The organism is Streptomyces sp. NPDC045470, assembly GCF_040646595.1.
GTDB lineage: Bacteria > Actinomycetota > Actinomycetes > Streptomycetales > Streptomycetaceae > Streptomyces.
Map to the genome: position 1 here is coordinate 1261241 of NZ_JBEZAN010000001.1, position 17326 is coordinate 1278566.

General features: G+C 71.9%; 16 protein-coding genes and 2 tRNA genes. 11 read left to right on the plus strand and 7 right to left on the minus strand.

The window, feature by feature from the left end:
* Window positions 1-113: 113 nt before the first annotated feature.
* Both AB0A97_RS05350 and AB0A97_RS05355 read left to right on the plus strand, forming a co-directional pair.
* Window positions 114-863, plus strand: coding sequence for a hypothetical protein (locus tag AB0A97_RS05350; RefSeq protein ID WP_361144640.1), 750 nt, complete (start codon window positions 114-116; stop codon window positions 861-863).
* Window positions 864-1004: 141 nt separating this feature from the next.
* A tRNA-Lys gene (locus AB0A97_RS05355) sits at window positions 1005-1078 on the plus strand.
* A gap of 98 nt (window positions 1079-1176) precedes the next feature.
* Here the strand turns inward: AB0A97_RS05355 and AB0A97_RS05360 are convergent.
* A complete protein-coding gene (locus tag AB0A97_RS05360; RefSeq protein WP_361144642.1) occupies window positions 1177-2403 on the minus strand; it encodes a M6 family metalloprotease domain-containing protein in 1227 nt (408 codons plus the stop codon).
* A gap of 265 nt (window positions 2404-2668) precedes the next feature.
* Here AB0A97_RS05360 and AB0A97_RS05365 point away from each other — a divergent pair, with 265 nt between their 5' ends.
* The gene (locus AB0A97_RS05365; RefSeq protein ID WP_361144645.1) at window positions 2669-4729 is read left to right on the plus strand and encodes an EAL domain-containing protein; all 2061 of its coding nucleotides are present in this window, start codon (window positions 2669-2671) and stop codon (window positions 4727-4729) included.
* Between the two features lie 148 nt (window positions 4730-4877).
* On the opposite strand, the gene AB0A97_RS05370 is transcribed toward AB0A97_RS05365, so the two are convergent.
* The 3 genes from AB0A97_RS05370 to AB0A97_RS05380 form a co-directional block, all read right to left on the minus strand.
* Complete coding sequence (locus tag AB0A97_RS05370; protein ID WP_361145316.1) at window positions 4878-5951, minus strand: LLM class flavin-dependent oxidoreductase; 1074 nt, start codon at window positions 5949-5951, stop codon at window positions 4878-4880.
* Window positions 5952-6207: 256 nt separating this feature from the next.
* Window positions 6208-6936, minus strand: coding sequence for a decarboxylase (locus AB0A97_RS05375; protein ID WP_361144648.1), 729 nt, complete (start codon window positions 6934-6936; stop codon window positions 6208-6210).
* Between the two features lie 138 nt (window positions 6937-7074).
* Entirely contained in the window at window positions 7075-8004 is a 930-nt protein-coding gene (locus AB0A97_RS05380) for a decarboxylase (protein WP_361144651.1), read from the minus strand.
* 209 nt (window positions 8005-8213) lie between these two features.
* On the opposite strand from AB0A97_RS05380, the gene AB0A97_RS05385 reads away from it, so the two are divergent.
* Both AB0A97_RS05385 and AB0A97_RS05390 read left to right on the plus strand, forming a co-directional pair.
* Window positions 8214-9179, plus strand: a complete 966-nt coding sequence (locus tag AB0A97_RS05385; protein WP_361144654.1) for a D-2-hydroxyacid dehydrogenase — start codon at window positions 8214-8216, stop codon at window positions 9177-9179.
* 56 nt (window positions 9180-9235) lie between these two features.
* The gene (locus AB0A97_RS05390; RefSeq protein WP_361144657.1) at window positions 9236-10660 is read left to right on the plus strand and encodes an amidase; all 1425 of its coding nucleotides are present in this window, start codon (window positions 9236-9238) and stop codon (window positions 10658-10660) included.
* Here the strand turns inward: AB0A97_RS05390 and AB0A97_RS05395 are convergent.
* Window positions 10641-11141: a DUF3830 family protein gene (locus AB0A97_RS05395; protein ID WP_361144660.1), complete on the minus strand. Its 501-nt coding sequence runs from the start codon at window positions 11139-11141 to the stop codon at window positions 10641-10643. The genes AB0A97_RS05390 and AB0A97_RS05395 overlap by 20 nt on opposite strands.
* Window positions 11142-11410: 269 nt before the next feature.
* Between AB0A97_RS05395 and ehuB the strand changes: the two genes are divergently transcribed.
* From ehuB to AB0A97_RS05425, 6 genes are all read left to right on the plus strand, one after another.
* Window positions 11411-12340 carry an ectoine/hydroxyectoine ABC transporter substrate-binding protein EhuB gene (gene ehuB, locus AB0A97_RS05400; protein WP_361144663.1) on the plus strand — a complete coding sequence of 310 codons (930 nt, stop codon included), beginning with the start codon at window positions 11411-11413 and terminating at the stop codon, window positions 12338-12340.
* Entirely contained in the window at window positions 12337-13068 is a 732-nt protein-coding gene (ehuC, locus tag AB0A97_RS05405) for an ectoine/hydroxyectoine ABC transporter permease subunit EhuC (RefSeq protein WP_361144666.1), read from the plus strand. The genes ehuB and ehuC overlap by 4 nt, the downstream gene beginning before the upstream one ends.
* Window positions 13065-13718 carry an ectoine/hydroxyectoine ABC transporter permease subunit EhuD gene (ehuD, locus tag AB0A97_RS05410; RefSeq protein WP_361144669.1) on the plus strand — a complete coding sequence of 218 codons (654 nt, stop codon included), beginning with the start codon at window positions 13065-13067 and terminating at the stop codon, window positions 13716-13718. The genes ehuC and ehuD overlap by 4 nt, the downstream gene beginning before the upstream one ends.
* 76 nt (window positions 13719-13794) lie before the next feature.
* On the plus strand, window positions 13795-14550 hold the full coding sequence (ehuA, locus tag AB0A97_RS05415) for an ectoine/hydroxyectoine ABC transporter ATP-binding protein EhuA (RefSeq protein ID WP_361145318.1): 756 nt from the start codon (window positions 13795-13797) through the stop codon (window positions 14548-14550).
* A gap of 300 nt (window positions 14551-14850) precedes the next feature.
* On the plus strand, window positions 14851-15609 hold the full coding sequence (locus tag AB0A97_RS05420; RefSeq protein WP_031011220.1) for an IclR family transcriptional regulator C-terminal domain-containing protein: 759 nt from the start codon (window positions 14851-14853) through the stop codon (window positions 15607-15609).
* Between the two features lie 113 nt (window positions 15610-15722).
* Window positions 15723-15796: transfer RNA gene (locus tag AB0A97_RS05425), tRNA-Lys, on the plus strand.
* Between the two features lie 68 nt (window positions 15797-15864).
* Here AB0A97_RS05425 and AB0A97_RS05430 read toward each other — a convergent pair.
* Window positions 15865-16452 (minus strand): lytic polysaccharide monooxygenase, encoded by a 588-nt coding sequence (locus AB0A97_RS05430; RefSeq protein ID WP_361144673.1) that lies wholly within the window; start codon window positions 16450-16452, stop codon window positions 15865-15867.
* A 206-nt stretch (window positions 16453-16658) separates the two neighbouring features.
* The gene (locus AB0A97_RS05435; RefSeq protein WP_361144676.1) at window positions 16659-17252 is read right to left on the minus strand and encodes a lytic polysaccharide monooxygenase auxiliary activity family 9 protein; all 594 of its coding nucleotides are present in this window, start codon (window positions 17250-17252) and stop codon (window positions 16659-16661) included.
* Window positions 17253-17326 lie beyond the last annotated feature (74 nt).

The window sequence follows — 17326 nt, forward strand, 5'->3', positions numbered from 1 at the left end:
ATCATGGGTCGCTGGCATATGCGAGCGCGGGAACATACCCCACACCGCCCCGTCCTGTCCCGATTTCGGCCATTCCGCAGAAACGGAACACCGCATACCGGTAAACCGGGCCCATGAGCGACTGGCCCTCCGAACACCCTCGCCGCCCCGCCCCCGCGGCGTTCCACACCGCGGCGTACGTCACCCTCGCCGGCGCCGACTGGCTCGCCTCCGCCGACCCGTGCCCCGAGAACGTGCACGCCCGGTGGGCTTCCTGTCCGGAGGCGCCGAGCACGCTGCCGTGCGGCACGGTCTTCGACGTGATCAACGCGCCCGCGCTCTTCGGCCGCGACCTGGTGGACCGCTTATGGACCGCGGGGCCCGGGTCCGGCCCCGTCGCCACCCATCGCGGCCGCATCCTGCTCTTCGCCGAGCCCGGCACGGCCCGGCGGCTGCCCGCCCTGCTCGACTGGGAGGAGTGGTCCGGCTCCGTACCGCCGCTGCTCTGCCACGGACCGGGCGACGCGGTGACCGTCCCACCCCTCTTCCCCCAGCGGCCACCCCAGCCGGACCCGCCGCACACCCCCCACACGTCCCCTACGTCTCACACGTCCCCCAAGCCCCACACCACTCACATCCCCCACACCGATCCGACACCCCCGTCCGGCCACAGTGCCCAGGACCTCACCGCCTCCCGCTGGCTGGTGGCCCCGGACGTACGCCACCCCTGGCTCCCCGGACCGGGCGCCCTCCTCTGGGCCTGCATACGAGCCGCCCGGCGCGCCACCGCCACCGTCGCCACCGCCGCCCCCACAGCACCCGACGACGCCCCCGCCGACCTCTCCACCACCCGAACGGCGCCAAGCCTCACCCCACCGCTGTGACCAGCGCCACCACCGCCCCGGAGCCCCGGAACACGGGCCCGCCCGGAGCGTCCCGCCCCGCACACCCCGGTGCGGGGCGGGCCTCGCTGAATCGATTTTTGCGCCACCCGATCAGGATGCTAATGTTTTCCACGTCAGCAGGCGCCGCTAGCTCAGTTGGTTAGAGCAGCTGACTCTTAATCAGCGGGTCCGGGGTTCGAGTCCCTGGCGGCGCACCGACAGAAGAAGGCCCCCACCTCGGTGGGGGCCTTCTTCGTACGCCGTGGAACCGCCGGGCCGCCGGGCCGCCGGGCCGCCGCCCGGACACCCGCCCTCAGCCGCTACGCTCCACCTTGACCGTCCAGTCCCCCGAGGACGACCGCCCGTACACCTGTACCCGCACCCCGTCCTTGGGGTCGTCCAGGCTTTCGCCTTCGCCGAGCGGCGCATCGGCAAGCCGGGGGAATACGGAAGTCCCCCAACACGCCTCGGTACCGGGGTGTCCGTCCAGTACCTCCATCGGGCCACTGCCGGACGCGGTCTCGCTGTGCACGCGGTAGACCAGCACGCCCTCGGTGCAGACCTCGTGATCGTTTCCCACCGCGCCGCGCGCCTCGACGGCCAGCGCGCTGCGCGGACCGGTGCGGACGACCAGCAGCCGCGTCCGCCGTGCGTCGCCCGGCCCCATGGGTGCGGACAGCGGCCGCAGGGCGTGCACGGAGGAGCGCCGGTCCCGGCCGAGGGAGACGCACGTCACCTGGCGGCCGCCGAGCCAGCCGACCTTCCACTTGTGCCAGCCGAAGGGATCGGGGGCGAGGCCGAACTGGCTGCCCATGAGGTCCCAGTCGCCCACGTACGTGTCCCAGTCGCCCTTGCCCTCCCGGGGCCGGTGGTAGAGGTCCGGCAGGTCGAAGACGTGGCCGGTCTCGTGGGCGAGGACGTTGCGGTCCGGCGGGCTCTGCTCGAAGAGGGTGACGAACCGGCTGAGGTCGGCGTCGTCGGCGCGCAGCGGCAGGTCGAGGTTGACGACCTTGGTGGCGTCGGAGTCGACGCCGGCCGCGTCCGGGTCGGCGACGAGGTAGACGACGTCGTAGCGGCTGAAGTCCACCGAGCCGTCGGCGGCGGCGACCGCGTCGCGGAGGTAGGCGGCGCGGTCGCCGGCTTCCCAGTCCCGGCGTATGCCGTACGCGCTGGAGGTCCGCGGCATCCGTACCCAGCGGCGCTGGACGTCGGGGCGCAGGGTGAAACGGCCGTAGGACGCGCGCTCGAAGAAGCGGGTGGTGGCCGGGAAGTAGTCGGCGGCCAGTTCGCGGGGGTCGACTACCGGCTCGGAGTCGGGGAAGGACAGGAAGACCATGACGGCGTCAAGGGTGCGGACCGGGCGCGGGTAGGCGCGGTTCCAGGTGTCCAGCCCCTCGGAGTGGTGGGCGTCGGTACGGGCCAGGGCGCAGGGCGGCGTTCCCTCGGACGCGGTGGCGGGGCCCGCGATGACGGAGGTGGCTATGACGGCACTGAGGGAGGTGGCCACGGCGGCCACCCGGCGCAGCACGCGACGGCCCACCTCCGGAGGTTGCTGGGCGCGTGGCACATCGACCTCCCGGTACGGATTCGGAGCACCCTCACCACTTTGTGGGGAATTGCCGGATTCCGTCCTGTTCCGGGGCCCCAGACGAGTGACCGGCCCAACTCCCCACCCCGTAACGGAAAGTCACTATCGATCGTTGACCGGATACGCACGAACACAGCCGGACGGAAATGGCCAAACTTCCGCCACGGGTGCCGATGATCACGGTTACGTCGCTGGATAGGCCCTTGCGGCAGCCTCTATGATCGCCACACTTTCCAGCGCGGATTCCCCCCTCCATCACGAGACAAGCGCCATGCGGGAGCGAGCAGTGAGCGGATACCCCGGCGGCACGGGCCGCGCGCCCGGAACGACGCTCTCCGCGGTGACGGAGCGTAAAGAACCGACCAATGAATCCGACGGAGGCCCGGACGGCGCCTCCGGCCCGGCACCCACCGACGACCCCACCGCGGCCGCCGGCCCCATCCGGTCCACCACGGCCGACGGACACCCCCGGCCAGGCCCGTCCGGCCCACCCGGCGAGCCGCGGCCCGGCGCCCGCGGCGAACCCGACGCCGGCGACGGCTCGGCGGCCTCGCTGCGCGACTACCGCGCCGCCTTCCGGGCCGCCCGCACCCCGCTGGCCGTACTGAACCGCGACGGCCTGGTGCTCGCCGCCAACCCCGCCTTCGGCGAACTGGTCGGCGCGGCACCGGACGACCTGGTCGCGGCCACCGCCGCCGATCTGACCGAACTGGGCACCGACCCGCGCATCTGGGCCGCGTACCGGGAGGTCCTGCGCGGCCACAGCGACCGGCTGCGGTGCACCCGACGCCTGAAACATCCCGACGGGCAGTTCCTGTGGGCCGAGGTGACGGTCGAGCCGCTGCCGGACGAGGACTGCGTCCTGCTGTCCGTGGCGGACATCAGCGACCGGCACGACCTGCTGGCCCGGCTGCGCCACCTCCAGATGCACGACCCGGTGACCCGGCTGCCCAACCGCGCGCTGTTCTTCGAGCGGCTCGCGGGCGCGCTGGAGTCGGCCGCCTTCGAGCAGCACGGTACGGGCCGGGTCGGCCTGTGCTACCTCGACCTGGACGGCTTCAAGGCCGTCAACGACACCCTCGGGCACCGCGTCGGCGACCGGCTGCTGAGCGCCGTGGCCCAGCGCCTGACGCACTGCGCCGAGAGCCTGGCCGAGCGCGGCGCGGTGCGCGGCGGCAGCGGCCACCTGGTGGCGCGGCTGGGCGGCGACGAGTTCGCCCTCCTGGTGGAGGACTCGGCCGGTACCGAACAACTCGCCGAACTGGCACAGCGCGTCCTGGACGCGCTCCAGCGACCGTTCGACCTCGCCGGTCAGCGGCTGTCGGTCTCGGCGAGCATCGGCGTCGTGGAGCGCGCGGCGACCGGCACCACGGCGACCGGCCTGATGCAGGCCGCGGACACCACGCTGTACTGGGCGAAGGAGGACGGCAAGGCCCGCTGGACGCTCTTCGACCCCGAGCGCAACGCGCACCGGATGACCCGCCAGGCGCTGTCCAGCACGCTGCGGCCCGCGGTGGACCGCGGCGAGTTCACCCTGGAGTACCAGCCGCTGGTCGGGCTCGGCGACGGGCGGGCGCAGGGCGTCGAGGCGCTGGTGCGCTGGCGGCATCCGCAGTTCGGCACACTGTCGCCGAATCGGTTCATCGGATTGGCGGAGGAGAACGGCGCCATCGTCGAGCTGGGCCGCTGGGTGCTGGCCCGCGCCTGCCACCAGGCCCGCGCCTGGCAGCTGGCGCGTCCCGGAGCCGAGCCGCTGTTCGTCAGCGTGAACGTCGCCGTACGGCAGGTGTGGGACTCCGACCTGGTGGCGGACGTGGCGGGCATCCTCGCCGAGACCGGGCTGCCGCCCGCCCTGCTCCAGCTGGAGCTGACCGAGTCGGCCGTGATGGGCTCGGCCGGGCGCCCGCTCCAGGCGCTCCAGGCGCTGAGCGAGATGGGCGTACGGATCGCCATCGACGACTTCGGCACCGGCTACTCGAACCTGGCCTACCTCAGCCGGCTGCCGGTGTCCGTGCTGAAGCTGGACGGCTCCTTCGTGCGGGGCTTCCGCTCGCAGGAGCACCCGAACCCGGCGGACGAGACGATCGTGGAGGCGCTGGTGGCGCTCGCGCACCGGCTGGGCCTGACGGTCACCGCGGAGTGTGTGGAGAGCGCCGAGCAAGCGGAACGGCTGCGCCGTATCGGCTGTGACACCGGGCAGGGGTGGCTGTACTCCCGCCCGGTGCCCCCGGACCGGGTCTGCGACCTGATCGGCGCGGGGCGGCAGACCGGCGCGTAGTGGCCACGGAGGGAGCGGGCGGAGCAGCGCGCTCCCTCCACCCGCTGCGCGCTCCCTCCGCCCGCTCCGATGCATCCGCCCGTTCCCGGAGCGGTACCGAAGTCGCGCCGTTGTCCGCGCGACGGTCACACCGTCGGGCTTACGGCCGTCACACCGTCGGCAGCCCGTACGCGTCCGCGATCAGCTCGTACGAACGCAGCCGCACGTCGCCGCCGTGCGCGTTGGCAGTGATCATGAGCTCGTCCGCGCCGGTGCGCTTGGCGAGGTCGTCCAGACCGGTGCGGACCGCGTCGGGCGTGCCGTAGATGATGTTGGACAGCCAGTTGTCGACGAAGTCGCGCTCCATGCCGCTGAACGCGTACGCCGCCGCCTCCTCGGGGCTGGGCACCAGCCCGGGGCGCCCGGTGCGCAGCCGGATCATGGACAGTGCGCCGGTGAGGACCTGGCGGTGCGCCTCCTTCTCGTCCTCGGCGGCCAACGCGGCGACGCCGATCAGCGCGTACGGCTCGGAGAGGACCGCGGAGGGGCGGAAGGACTCGCGGTACAGGTCCAGGGCGGGGAGGGTGTTCGCCGCCGAGAAGTGGTGGGCGAAGGCGAACGGCAGGCCCAGGCGGCCCGCCAACTGGGCGCTGAAGCCGGAGGAGCCGAGCAGCCACAGCGGCGGCCGGTGCGCGGACTGGACGCCGCCCGGGGACGTCGCCTGGACCGGGCCCGGCACCGCGTGGATGCGGCTGTAGGGGTGCCCGTCGGGGAAGTCGTCGTCCAGGAAGCGGGTCAGCTCGGCGAGCTGCTGCGGAAACTCGTCGGCCCCCTCGTGCAGCCGCTCGGTGCGGCGCAGGGCGGCAGCGGTGGCGCCGTCGGTGCCGGGCGCGCGGCCGAGGCCGAGGTCGACGCGGCCGGGGGCCATCGCCTCCAGCGTGCCGAACTGTTCGGCGATCACCAGCGGCGCGTGGTTGGGCAGCATGACGCCGCCGGAGCCGAGCCGGATGCGGTCGGTGTGTGCGGCGAGGTGCGCCAGCAGGACCGCGGGCGACGAGGACGCCACACCGGGCATCGAGTGGTGCTCGGCGACCCAGTAGCGGTGGAAGCCGCGGCGCTCGGCCGTGCGGGCGATGCCGACGGCGGTCCGTACGGCCTCGGAGGCGGTGTGCCCCGCGCCCACGGTCACCAGGTCCAGTACGGACAGGGGGACGGGCGCGGTGCCGCGGGCCGCGCCCCGGATGCCGTCGCCGTGCCGGGAATCCCCGTTCCGCGCGTCACCGTTCCGGGCGTCGCCGTCGCGGGCGTCGTCGGCCGGGGTGCCGGCACCGGTCCCGGCCCCGTCGCCGGATCGCTTTCCGTCGTGGTCCCGGATGTCGTCGTGGTCGCCGCTCACGGTGCGGGCCCTCCTCGCGTCGCTGGTCTGCCCGGGGAACAACCGGAGCACTTCTCCGGTTATTCCCGAACGCGCGCAGCGGGCCCCCGAGGCCGGCCCCCGGCTACCCCGCCGGCGCCCCCGCGAACAGCGTGCCCAGCGCCGGGCAGAGGACCGTCCGGTCCAGCAGCCGCAGCCCCTCCCAGGCGGTGACCTGGTTGGCGGTGAGCACCGGCTTGCCCAGCTCCGCCTCGATGGCGGGCAGGTGGTCCGCGGTGTGCAGAGCCGTGTCGGGGAGCAGTACCACCTGGGCGTCGGTGTGGTCCCCCGTACGGGCGAGGAGGAGGACCTTCTCCAGGCCCCAGGTGCCGACCTCGGCGGCGGTGATGATCCCGCTGCCGCGGGTCGAGACGACTTCCGTACCCGCGGACTTCAGGAAGGCGCGGAAGCACTCGGCGACGTCGTCGGGGTAGGTCGCCGCGATGGCCACGCGCTCCGCGCCCAGGGCCCGTACGGCGTGCGCGAAGGCGAAGGACGTACTGGAAGCCGGCAGCCCGGCGGTGGCCGACAGCTCGCGCACCTGCTCCTGGGCGCCCTCCCAGCCGAAGACGAAGCTGGCGCTGGTGCAGGCCCAGACGACGGCCTCGGCGCCGCGGCTCTTGAGTTCGGCGACGCCGGCGGCGAGCCGGGCGGCGGAGCCCATCTCCAGCAGCGCGTCGACGCGGTGGGCGTCCTCGCCGATGTCGGTGTGGACGAGCGGCAGACTCAGTCCGTTGCCGAGGAGCGCTTCGAGCCGGGGGTAGTCGTCCTCGGCGGAGTGGCCGGGGTAGAGGAAGCCGACCGTGGATGCCATGCACGTCTCCTGACGGGGTGGGGGGATGCGTACGGGGGTGTGTGCCGCGGTGCGCGCGCCGCCCCGGGCGTACGTGCGCGGGGCGCGCGGGTGGACGCGGGGTGGGGGCGGCGGCCGGGCGGGCGCCGCCCGTACCCGTCAGACCGGCGCCGGCGGGCCGGGCTCCTCCGGGGGATGAAAGGGCGGTACGTCCGGTCCGTCGGCCGGTTCCGCCTCGGAGGACGGGACCGCCGACCCGGCGAACGCCGCTTCGGACAGACCGCCGCACCTCGGTATCCCGGCCCCTTCCTCGGGGGCCCAGGAGGCGGTCATGGAGGCCGGTCCGCGTCTGGCGACGGGGTCCACCAGCGCCTGGTACGGGCCGACGGCCTCGGCTCCGATGGCCCGCAGGGAGGCCCACATGGTGACCTGGTTGGCGGACAGGACCGGCATCCGGAGTTCGGCCTCCAGCTGCGGGATGACGTCGTACGTCGGCAGGTTCGTACAGCTGATGAACAGCGCGTCCGCGGCGCCGACGACGGCCTGGCGGGCCATGTCGACGACGTCCCGGTACGGCACTCTCCAGATGTGCCGGGTCAGGCCCAGGTAGGCGCGGCCGGTGACGGTGACGCCGGCTTCCTTCAGGTACTCCTCCAGGGAGTCGGTGACGGACTTGGTGTAGGGGGTGACGACCGCGATCCGCCACGCGTTGATCTCGCGCAGCGCTTCGAGGAGCGCGCCGGAGGTGGTGAGCGCCGGAAGCCGCTCCCCCGCCCGGGTCATGGCGGCGCACATGGCGCGCTCGCCCGCCACGCCGCCGACGAAGCTGCCCGAGGTGCAGGCGTACGAGACGACCTGCGGGGAGACGGCGCACAGCGCCTGGACGGCGGCGTGCAGGGTTTCGTGTTCACTGACCAGGCGGGCCAGGTCGAGGCTCACCTCGACGGGCACGAAAGGGGTCCGGGTGAGGTGGAGGGACACATCGTCGGGGATCCAGCGCCACAGCTCGCGGTCCAGGGCGAAGTCGAACGGAGCGACGACACCCACACCGAGCTGAGGCTTCGGTCCCCCCAGAAATGAGACGTCCATGATGCCCCCAGAAGAGCGAAGGGCTGGTAAGGGCAAGGCCTTTGGCCAGGGGTTCGTGGTGCGACCGGCACGAGCCGGGGACGTCGGGACAGAGCCGTTGTTGACACGGTAGTTACGACTTCTTAGCGTGGTCAATCCTCGCATCTCAGGCATCTGTCGGCGCCTCCTTTCATTCAAGGGGGCTCACGTTTCAGAACGGTTTCTGGCCTATGTCCGAAAGCACCGTCCTTGTCCTCGGCTCCGACCCGCCTCCCAAACTGGACCGGCTGGCCGGCCGGGCCCGGCTGGTCTACGCCGACGACAAGACCTTCGCCGACCGACTGCCGCACGCCGACGTGGTGTTGGCGTGGGACTTCACCTCCGACGCGGTCCGCGAGGCCTGGCCCGGCGACGGACCGCGCCCCGTATGGGTGCACACCGCGAGCGCGGGCGTGGACCGGCTGATGTGCCCGGAGCTCGCCGCGGACACGACCCTGGTGACCAACGCGCGCGGCGTCTTCGAGCAGCCGATCGCCGAGTACGTGGCGGGTCTGGTGATCGCCATGGCAAAGGACTTCTACGGCAGTTGGGAGCTCCAGCGGCAGCGGCGCTGGCGGCACCGGGAGACACTGCGGGTGGCGGGCAGCCGCGCCGTGGTGGTGGGCTCGGGGCCGATCGGCCGGGCCATCGGCCGGACCCTGCTGGCACTGGGTGTCAGGGTGGATCTGGTCGGGCGGCGGGAGCGTACGGACGATCCCGAGTTCGGCCGGGTGCACGCGGGCGGCGCGCTGCACGGTCTGCTGGGCACGGCCGACTGGGTGGTGTGCGCGGCGCCGCTGACCGAGGAGACCCGCGGCATGTTCGACCGGGCCGCGTTCGGCCGGATGCGGCAGCGGGCCCGCTTCGTCAACGTGGCGCGCGGAGCGCTCGTCGTCGAGGACGACCTGGTGGCGGCGTTGCGGGAGTGGCGGATCGCCGCGGCGGCCCTGGACGTCTTCGAGCACGAGCCGCTGACCTCGGACAGCGTCCTGTGGGACGTGCCGCACCTGATCGTCTCCCCGCACATGAGCGGCGACACGCTGGGCTGGCGGGACGCGCTGGCCGAGCAGTTCGCGGACAACTTCGACCGGTGGGCGGCGGGCGAGCCGCTCACCAATGTGGTGGACAAGCGGCTGGGCTACGTACCGGGCTCCTGATCTTCCGGGACCGTGGGAGCGGAGTGTGCGCGCAGGGTTCGTGAAGGGAGGTCGGGATGGCTGAGGTGACGGATCTGGCCGACTGCTCGGCGGTGCGGCTGGTCGCCGGGTACGCGGCGGGCGAGTTCTCGCCGGTCGAAGCGGTGCAGGCGGTACTCGAACGGGCAGGGTGGGCGCAGGAGCGGGTGAACGCCTTCACCCGGATCGACGCGGACGAGGCGCTGGCCGCGGCGAAGGAGTCCGAGGAGCGGTGGCGGTCCGGGCGGCCCGCCGGGCTGGTGGACGGGGTACCCGCCACGGTCAAGGACCTGCTGCTGACCCGTGGGGCGCCGACGCTGCGCGGCTCGCACACGGTGTGCGAGGAGGGCGCGCGCTGGGACGCGGACGCGCCGTCGGTGGCGCGGCTGCGCGAGCACGGCGCGGTGTTCGTGGGCAAGACGACCACGCCCGAGTTCGGGTGGAAGGGCGTCACGGACAGCCCGCGGCACGGGGTGACAGGCAATCCGTACGACCCGTCCCGTACGGCGGGCGGCTCCAGCGGCGGCAGCGCGGCGGCCGTCGCGCTCGGCGCGGGGCCGCTGAGTCTGGGCACGGACGGCGGCGGGTCGGTGCGCATCCCCGGGGCGTTCTGCGGGATCTTCGCGCTGAAGCCGACGTACGGGCGGGTGCCGCTGTATCCGGCGAGTCCGTTCGGGACGCTGGCGCACGTCGGGCCGATGACCCGGGACGCGGCCGACGCCGCCCTGCTGATGGACGTGATCACCGGGGCCGACTGGCGGGACTGGTCGCAGCTCGCACCGCCCGCCGGGTCGTTCCGGGAGGAGCTGGAGCGACCGGTCGCCGGGCTGCGGGTGGCGTACAGCCCGTCGCTGGGCTGGGACGTGCCGGTACGCCCGGAGGTCGCCGCCGCGGTGCGGCGCGCGGTGGACCGGCTCGCCGGGCTGGGGGCGCACGTCGAGGAGGCCGACCCGGACATCGCCGACCCGGTGGAGGAGTTCCACACCCTGTGGTTCAGCGGCGCGGCCCGGGTGGTGCAGCACCTGAGCCACGCGCAGCGGGAGCTGCTCGACCCCGGTCTGCGGGAGATCTGCGCGGAGGGCGCGCGGCGCAGCGCGCTGGACTACCTGGCGGCGGTGGACGTACGGATGGCGATGGGCGTGGCGATGGGCCGCTTCCACAGCACGTACGACCTGCTGGTGACGCCGACCGAGCCGATCACCGCCTTCGAGGCGGGCGCCGAGGTGCCGGCCGGGTCCGGGCACACGCGCTGGACGGGCTGGACCCCGTTCACGTACCCCTTCAACATGACGCAGCAGCCCGCCGCGACCGTGCCGTGCGGCGTGGACGGGGACGGGCTGCCGATCGGTGTGCAGCTCGTGGGTGCGCGGCACGCGGACGCGCTGGTGCTGCGCGCCGCGCACGCCCTCTGCACATCGGGGGCCGCGCGCCTGCCCGCGCCGCCTACGCCCGGCGGAAGCTGAGGGTCTCCCCCAGCGCGCCGGCGCGCCACAGGTCCTGGCAGGCGTCGGCCATCCGGTCCAGGCCGTCCACCACCGAGCCCCACACGATGCCCGGCACCCAGCCCGCGTCACCGTTGATCAGCAGGTTGTTGCGCTCGTAGAACAGCGCGAGGTCGACGACGGTGGCGCGGCCCTGGTGCTTGGCCTGGCTCTCGTAGCCGTACGAGGCGGTGCCCAACTGGGTGTCGCTGAAGGTGAAGTAGCACAGGTCACCGGGGATGGGCGTGATGGTCGGGTTCTCCAGAGGGGGCTCCTCCGGGGCGAACGGCGGGACGAGGGCGTAGATCTCGTTGCGGGCGTACTTGGCGTGGTAGACGTCGCCGCCGAGCGGCAGGGCGTCCCAGACGGCCTTGCAGGTGACCGGCGCGCGGTCGTCGAGCAGCTTGGCGGTGCAGCTCACGCCCCGCTTGTCGAGGGAGACTTCGATGAAACGGTCGACCATTTTGCCTCCTAACGGTGCTTTGCGCCTCCATGGTGGACCAGCGGGCAGCCCGATGCACACGGGACCACCGGACGCGGCACCCTCGGCTCTCCCCGCGGCGCGCGGCCGCTGACGACCGTCGCCAATCAGCCAACCGCACAACGGAATTGCCGCCCCCGAACGGGTGTCGTATGCACGCATGACCGACATGCGCCACGACCCCGCACCGCTTGCATCAAGGGCCGGAAACGATAGGCATATTTTCAACGGGCTCGGGTAGCCGCGCGCCCATGGCTCCACCACAGGGGAACAGCTCAGGAAACACCGCATCAGGGTTACGCCGCCGCTCACTGCTCGCAGGAGCGGCGGCGCTGGGTTTGACGGGGGCGCTGGGGGCGACGGCCGGCTGCTCACAGGTCGACATCACCGGAGCTACGGACGGGGGACACCTACTCGACGATCTTCGCAGCAGGAAAGTCGTACGGATGGGCATCGCCAGCGAGCCGCCGTACGCGTCGATCAACAGCCAGGGCGAACTGACCGGCGAGGCACCCGCCGTGGCCAAGACCATCTTCCAGCGGCTGGGAGTGGAGCGCTTCGAGCCGGTGCCGGTGGAGTTCCAGGCACTCGTGCCCGGACTGCACTCCTTCCAGTACGACGTGATCGTGGCCGGCATGTTCATCAACAAGGCCCGCTGCCAGGCCGTGCTCTTCTCCGACCCGGACTACGAGTCGAAGGACGGCTTCCTCGTGCCGAAGGGCAACCCGAAGAAGATCACCTCGTACGAGGACGTGGCAGAGGGCGGCTTCCGGATGGGCACCGGCATCGGCTACGCGGAGATCGACTACGCGGTCGGCAACGGCGTCGCCAAGGGGAAGATCCAGACGTACGGCGACCAGATCGCCGGCCTGGAGGCCCTGGAGGCCGAGCGCATCGACTGCTTCGCCGGCACCGCGCTGACCATGATGGAGGCGCTGAAGACCGGCAAACACCCCACGGTGGAGATGACCCGCCCCTTCACCCCGGTGGTGGACGGCAGACCCCAACGGGACGGGGGCGGCTACGGCTTCCGGATCGGCGAGACGACGCTGCGCGACGCCTTCAACGGCGAGCTGCACAAGATGAAGAAGAGCGGCGAACTCCTGCGCATCGCCCGGCCCTTCGGGTTCACCGAGGAGTTCATGACCGACCTCACGGCGAAGGAGCTCTGTGCCCGGTGACCGGAGCCTTGTGGGAACTGTTCTTCGAAGGGGTGTGGATCACCGTCCAGCTCATGGTCTACAGCGCCGTGCTGGCCGCCGCCGTCGCCTTCGGCATCGGCCTGGCCCGTACGTCCCGGCTGTGGATCGTGCGCTTCCTGTCCGGTGTCTACGTGGAGTTCTTCCGCGGCACCTCGGCGCTGGTCCTGATGTTCTGGCTGTTCTTCGCGCTGCCGCTGCTGGGCTGGCAACTGGCCGGCCTCTGGGCGGGCACCCTGGCGCTCGGCCTGTCCTACGGGGCGTACGGCTCCGAGGTCGTGCGCGGCTCCGTCCAGGCGGTGGCCCCCGCCCAGCGTGAGGCGGCGATCGCGCTGAGCTTCACGCCGTGGCAGCGGCTGCGCAAGGTCATCCTGCCGCAGGCCGTGCCGGAGATGATGCCGCCGTTCAACAACCTGCTGATCGAGCTGCTCAAGGGCACCGCGCTGGCCTCGCTGCTGTCGATCGGGGAGCTGACCTTCCAGGCCAAGCTGGCCCGGCTCTCCACGGGCCAGAGCGCCCAGGTCTACGGGATCATCCTGGTCCTCTACTTCGTGATCGCGTTCGTGGTGACCCGGATCATGCGCCTTCTGGAGCGCCGGGCCAAGGCGTCGATCGGCCGCGCGCCGGAGAAGTCCGGCTGGTTCTCGCGGCGGCTGCCGATCGGCGGGCCGGGCCCGCAGGTGCCCACCGCCCCCGGAGGTAAGCCGTGAACAACTGGTCCTGGGAGTACGTCGGCGACATCCTGCCCGACCTGCTCCACGGCTTGTGGATCACCGTGCAGGCGACGCTGCTCGGCTCGCTGGTGGCGTTCGTGCTCGGCCTGGTGTGGGCCCTGGCGCTGCGCTCCCCCAGCCGCTGGGTGACCTGGCCGGTCAGCATCGTCGTGGAGTTCGTGCGCAACACTCCGCTGCTGGTGCAGTTGTTCTTCCTCTTCTTCGTACTGCCGGGCTGGGGCCTGACCTTCGACCCGCTGACCACCGGCGTCATCGGCCTGGGGCTGCACTACTCGACGTACACCGCCGAGGTCTACCGGGCGGGCATCGACGGCGTCCCGGAGGGCCAGTGGGAGGCGGCGACGGCGTTGAGCCTGCCCCGCCGGCGCACCTGGACCGCGGTGATCCTGCCGCAGGCGTTCCGCCGGGTGGTCCCGGCGCTCGGCAACTATGTGATCGCGATGTTCAAGGACACGCCGATGCTGGCGGCCATCACGGTCGCGGACCTGCTCTTCCAGGCGAACAGCATCAGCGCGACCACCTTCGACTACATGGAGCCGATCACGGTCGTCGGCGTCCTGTTCGTCGTGATCTCGTACCCCACCTCTCTTCTCCTGCGAGTCCTGGAGCGTCGCCTTGTCCGCTGACAGCACCCCCACACAGCCGGGACAGCCGGCGCAGCCCGAGCCGCCCACGGTCGGCACCGCGGAGGACGGCCCCGAGCTGGTCCGCTTCGACCGGGTCACCAAGCGCTTCGGCGCGCACACCGTCCTGGACTCGCTGGACATGACGGTCTACTCCGGCAAGCACGTGACGCTGATCGGCCCCTCCGGGTCCGGCAAGACCACGATCCTGCGGCTGCTGATGACGCTGCTGAAGCCGGAGGAAGGGAAGATCAAGGTCGGTGACGCGTACCTCACCCACGAGGAGAAGAACGGCAAGCTCGTACCGGCGGGCGAGAAGCACTGCCGGGAGGTGCGCAAGAACATCGGGATGGTTTTCCAGCAGTTCAACCTCTTCCCCAACATGAAGGTGCTGCGCAACATCACCGAGGCGCCGGTGCACGTGCTGGGCCTGGGCAAGGACGCCGCCGAGGAGCGGGCCCGCGGGCTGCTGGACCTGGTGGGCCTGACGCAGCACATCGACAAGTACCCGTCGCAGCTCTCCGGCGGCCAGCAGCAGCGGGTGGCCATCGCGCGCGCCCTGGCCATGCGGCCGCAGGTGCTGCTGCTGGACGAGGTGACCAGCGCGCTCGACCCGGAGCTGGTGGCCGGCGTGCTGGACGTCCTGCGCGACATCGCGCACACCACCGACATCACCATGCTCTGTGTGACCCACGAGATGAACTTCGCGCGGGACATCTCCGACTGCGTGATGATGTTCGACCAGGGACGGGTGATCGAGTTCGGGACGCCGGAGAAGATCTTCAGCGAGCCGGAGAACGACCGCACCCGGGAGTTCCTGAGCGCGGTCCTCTGACCGGCGCGGTCCGTTCCACGCGGCGCCCGGGAGCGGCTGCGGCCGCGTTCCGGGTGCCCGTCGGGCGGCGCACCCGGGCTCCGTCACGGCCCGGGATGACCTGGGCATATGCCGGTGGACCACGCCCCTGTACAGGTGCGTGGCCATCCCCCCTTTTCGGTCAAGACCCCCTCCGGCGGGCGGCTTCGGCCGCTATCGTGGTACGTGCCCCGCTGCCCGGGAACGGCCGGTAATGTTCGTCGGTCGTGACCGCCGGCGACGGCAGCGACGCAAACGGTCACAACCTGCTAGGGGGACACCGTGGCGCTGAAGCCCGAGCCGACCGCGCCCTTCCACTCGGTGCAGTACGCCCTGCGCGTACTCGAAACCGTCGCCCGGCACGCCTGCGGTGTGTCGGACGTCCAGATCGCCCGCGAGACCGGTCTGCCGACCGGGCACCTCGCCCACATGCTGGCGATGCTGCGCCGTGAGGGCTATGTCGCGCAGGTCGCCGACGGCGCGTACGTCGTCGGCGAGTCCCTGGTCCTGCTCGGCTCGGGCGGCGGCCGCGAGGAAGCGCTGCGCGACAAGCTCCAGCGCACCCTCGTCGAGCTGCGCGACTCGGTGGGCGCGGCGGTCTACATCAGCCGCTACATCGACGGCGAGGTCAAGATCCTGCACTACGCCGACGGACCGCGGGCCCCCAAGGTCAACGAGTGGGCGGAATTCCGCCGGACGGCACATGCCAGCGCGGTCGGCAAATGCCTGCTGGCCCAGTTGGACCACGACGGCCGGATGGACCACCTCTCCCGGCACAAGACCGCCCGCCTCACCTCGCGGACGATCACCAACGAGAAGGTGCTCTTCCACAAGCTCGACAGCCAGCCGCCGACCGTCCCGATGCTGGACCTCCAGGAGTACGCGGTGGGCACGGTCTGCGCGGCCGTACCGATCACGGCGGGCTCCACGGTCGGCTGTCTGGCCCTGTCGCTCCCGCTGGAGCACGCCCACCGGCTGCGGCAGGCCGCCGACGCGCTGAACCGGCGGGCGGCTCCGGTGCTGCTGTCGCTGACGCTCTGATTGCGGGGCGCCCGGCCCCGGGTTCCGAGCCGCCGGGAGGGCGCCGGACGGGGCGGGCGGCGCCGTGGTCAGGAGCACCCCCGCGGACCAGGTAGTATTTCTTTTGTCAGCGCGCGCCGCTAGCTCAGTTGGTTAGAGCAGCTGACTCTTAATCAGCGGGTCCGGGGTTCGAGTCCCTGGCGGCGCACCTGGGAGTGGGCCTCTCGGAGCACAGCTTCGAGAGGCCCACTCGTGTTTTTCCGTACGTTCTTCCGCTCAGTACTCGATGTCCGAGCAGGCATAGAACGCGTTACCGGTGTCGGCGATCGTCCAGACCCCGACGATCAGATGCCTGCCGGTCTTCCCGCCGGGCAGCGTGCCCGGGTGCGAGTACGTGGTCGGCGGCTGCTGACCGTTGTAGGGGACGGTCAGGAACGGGGCCGGTTCCAGGTCCGCCCGGGTCAGCGGACGGCTGGGGTTCCAGCCGTTCCTGGTGATGTAGTAGCGGAAGTCCGTGGTGCGGTGCGGGGCGGTGAAGCGCCAGCGGAAGGTGTACGAGCCCGCGCTCACCTTGGTCGCGGGCCACTGGCCGGCGCGCGGGTCGTCCAGCTCCTTGAAGCGGCTGTTGCCGCCGGAGCAGATCCTGCCGTCGGCGGGTCCGCCGTTCGGGAAGCCCTTGGGCCCTTCGACACTCTGCGGCTCCCACTGGATGGCGCCGCAGTTCTTCACCGTGCCGTTGGCGCACAGTTTCTGTCTGCTGACGGGGGCGTCGGTGTAGCCGTGGCTGCCGGCGCCGCTGGTCGACAGGACCGTCGCGCCGATGACGCCCAGTCCCACGACGGCCGCGCTGATCCGTTTGCGCATGCTTCGCTCCCGGAATGAGGGGGGTTTCCTGCGAGCCGAGTGCACTGCGGTCCAGACCAACCAGCAGAATATTCCCGCCGGTCGGTGCTGCCTAGGGGAGGCGGGCCGACGGATGCGAACGGGCTCGCGGGAGGGAGCGGGGCGCGCGGGCGGAGAGGGCCTCCCCGGAGGAAGGACAGGGAGGCCCGCGCAGGCTCCGGCGCCGGTTACGACAGGTTGACGTCGGAGCAGGCGTAGAACGCGTTGCCGGTGTCGGCGATGTTCCAGACACCCAGGATGATGTGGTGGCCGGACTTCTGGGTGGGCACCGTGCCCTGGTGCTGCACGGTGGCGGCCGGCTGCCGCCCGCCCATCGGCACCGTCACGAACGGCTCGGGTTCGAGGTCGGCCCGGGTGAGCGGCTTGCTCGGGTCGTAGCCGTCCTTGGTGATGTAGTACCGGAAGTCGGTGGTGGCGTGCCGGGCCGTCAGGCGCCACTGGAAGGTGTAGCCCTGGCCGCCCTTGAGGTGGGTGGCGGGCCACTTGCCGCCGCGCGGGTCGTCCAGCTCCTTGAACCCGCTGTTGCCGCCGGAACATATCTTGCCGTCGGCGGGACCGGCGGCCGGGAAGCCCTTGGGGCCCTCGACACTCTGCGGCTCGTACTGGATCGCGCCGCAGTTCTTGACGGTGCCCTTGGCGCAGAGCGCCTGGCGGCTGGGGGGTGCGTCGCTGTAGCCGTGGCTGGAAGCGCTGCCCGTGGCGAACAGGGACACTCCGGCGATGCCGAGACCGACCACGGCAGCGCTGAGCTTCTTACGCATGTGGTGCTCCTGAAGAACGAGGGGGGTGTTCCATGAGCTGCTGACGTGCGCGTCGTGCGGTCTAGACCAAAAGG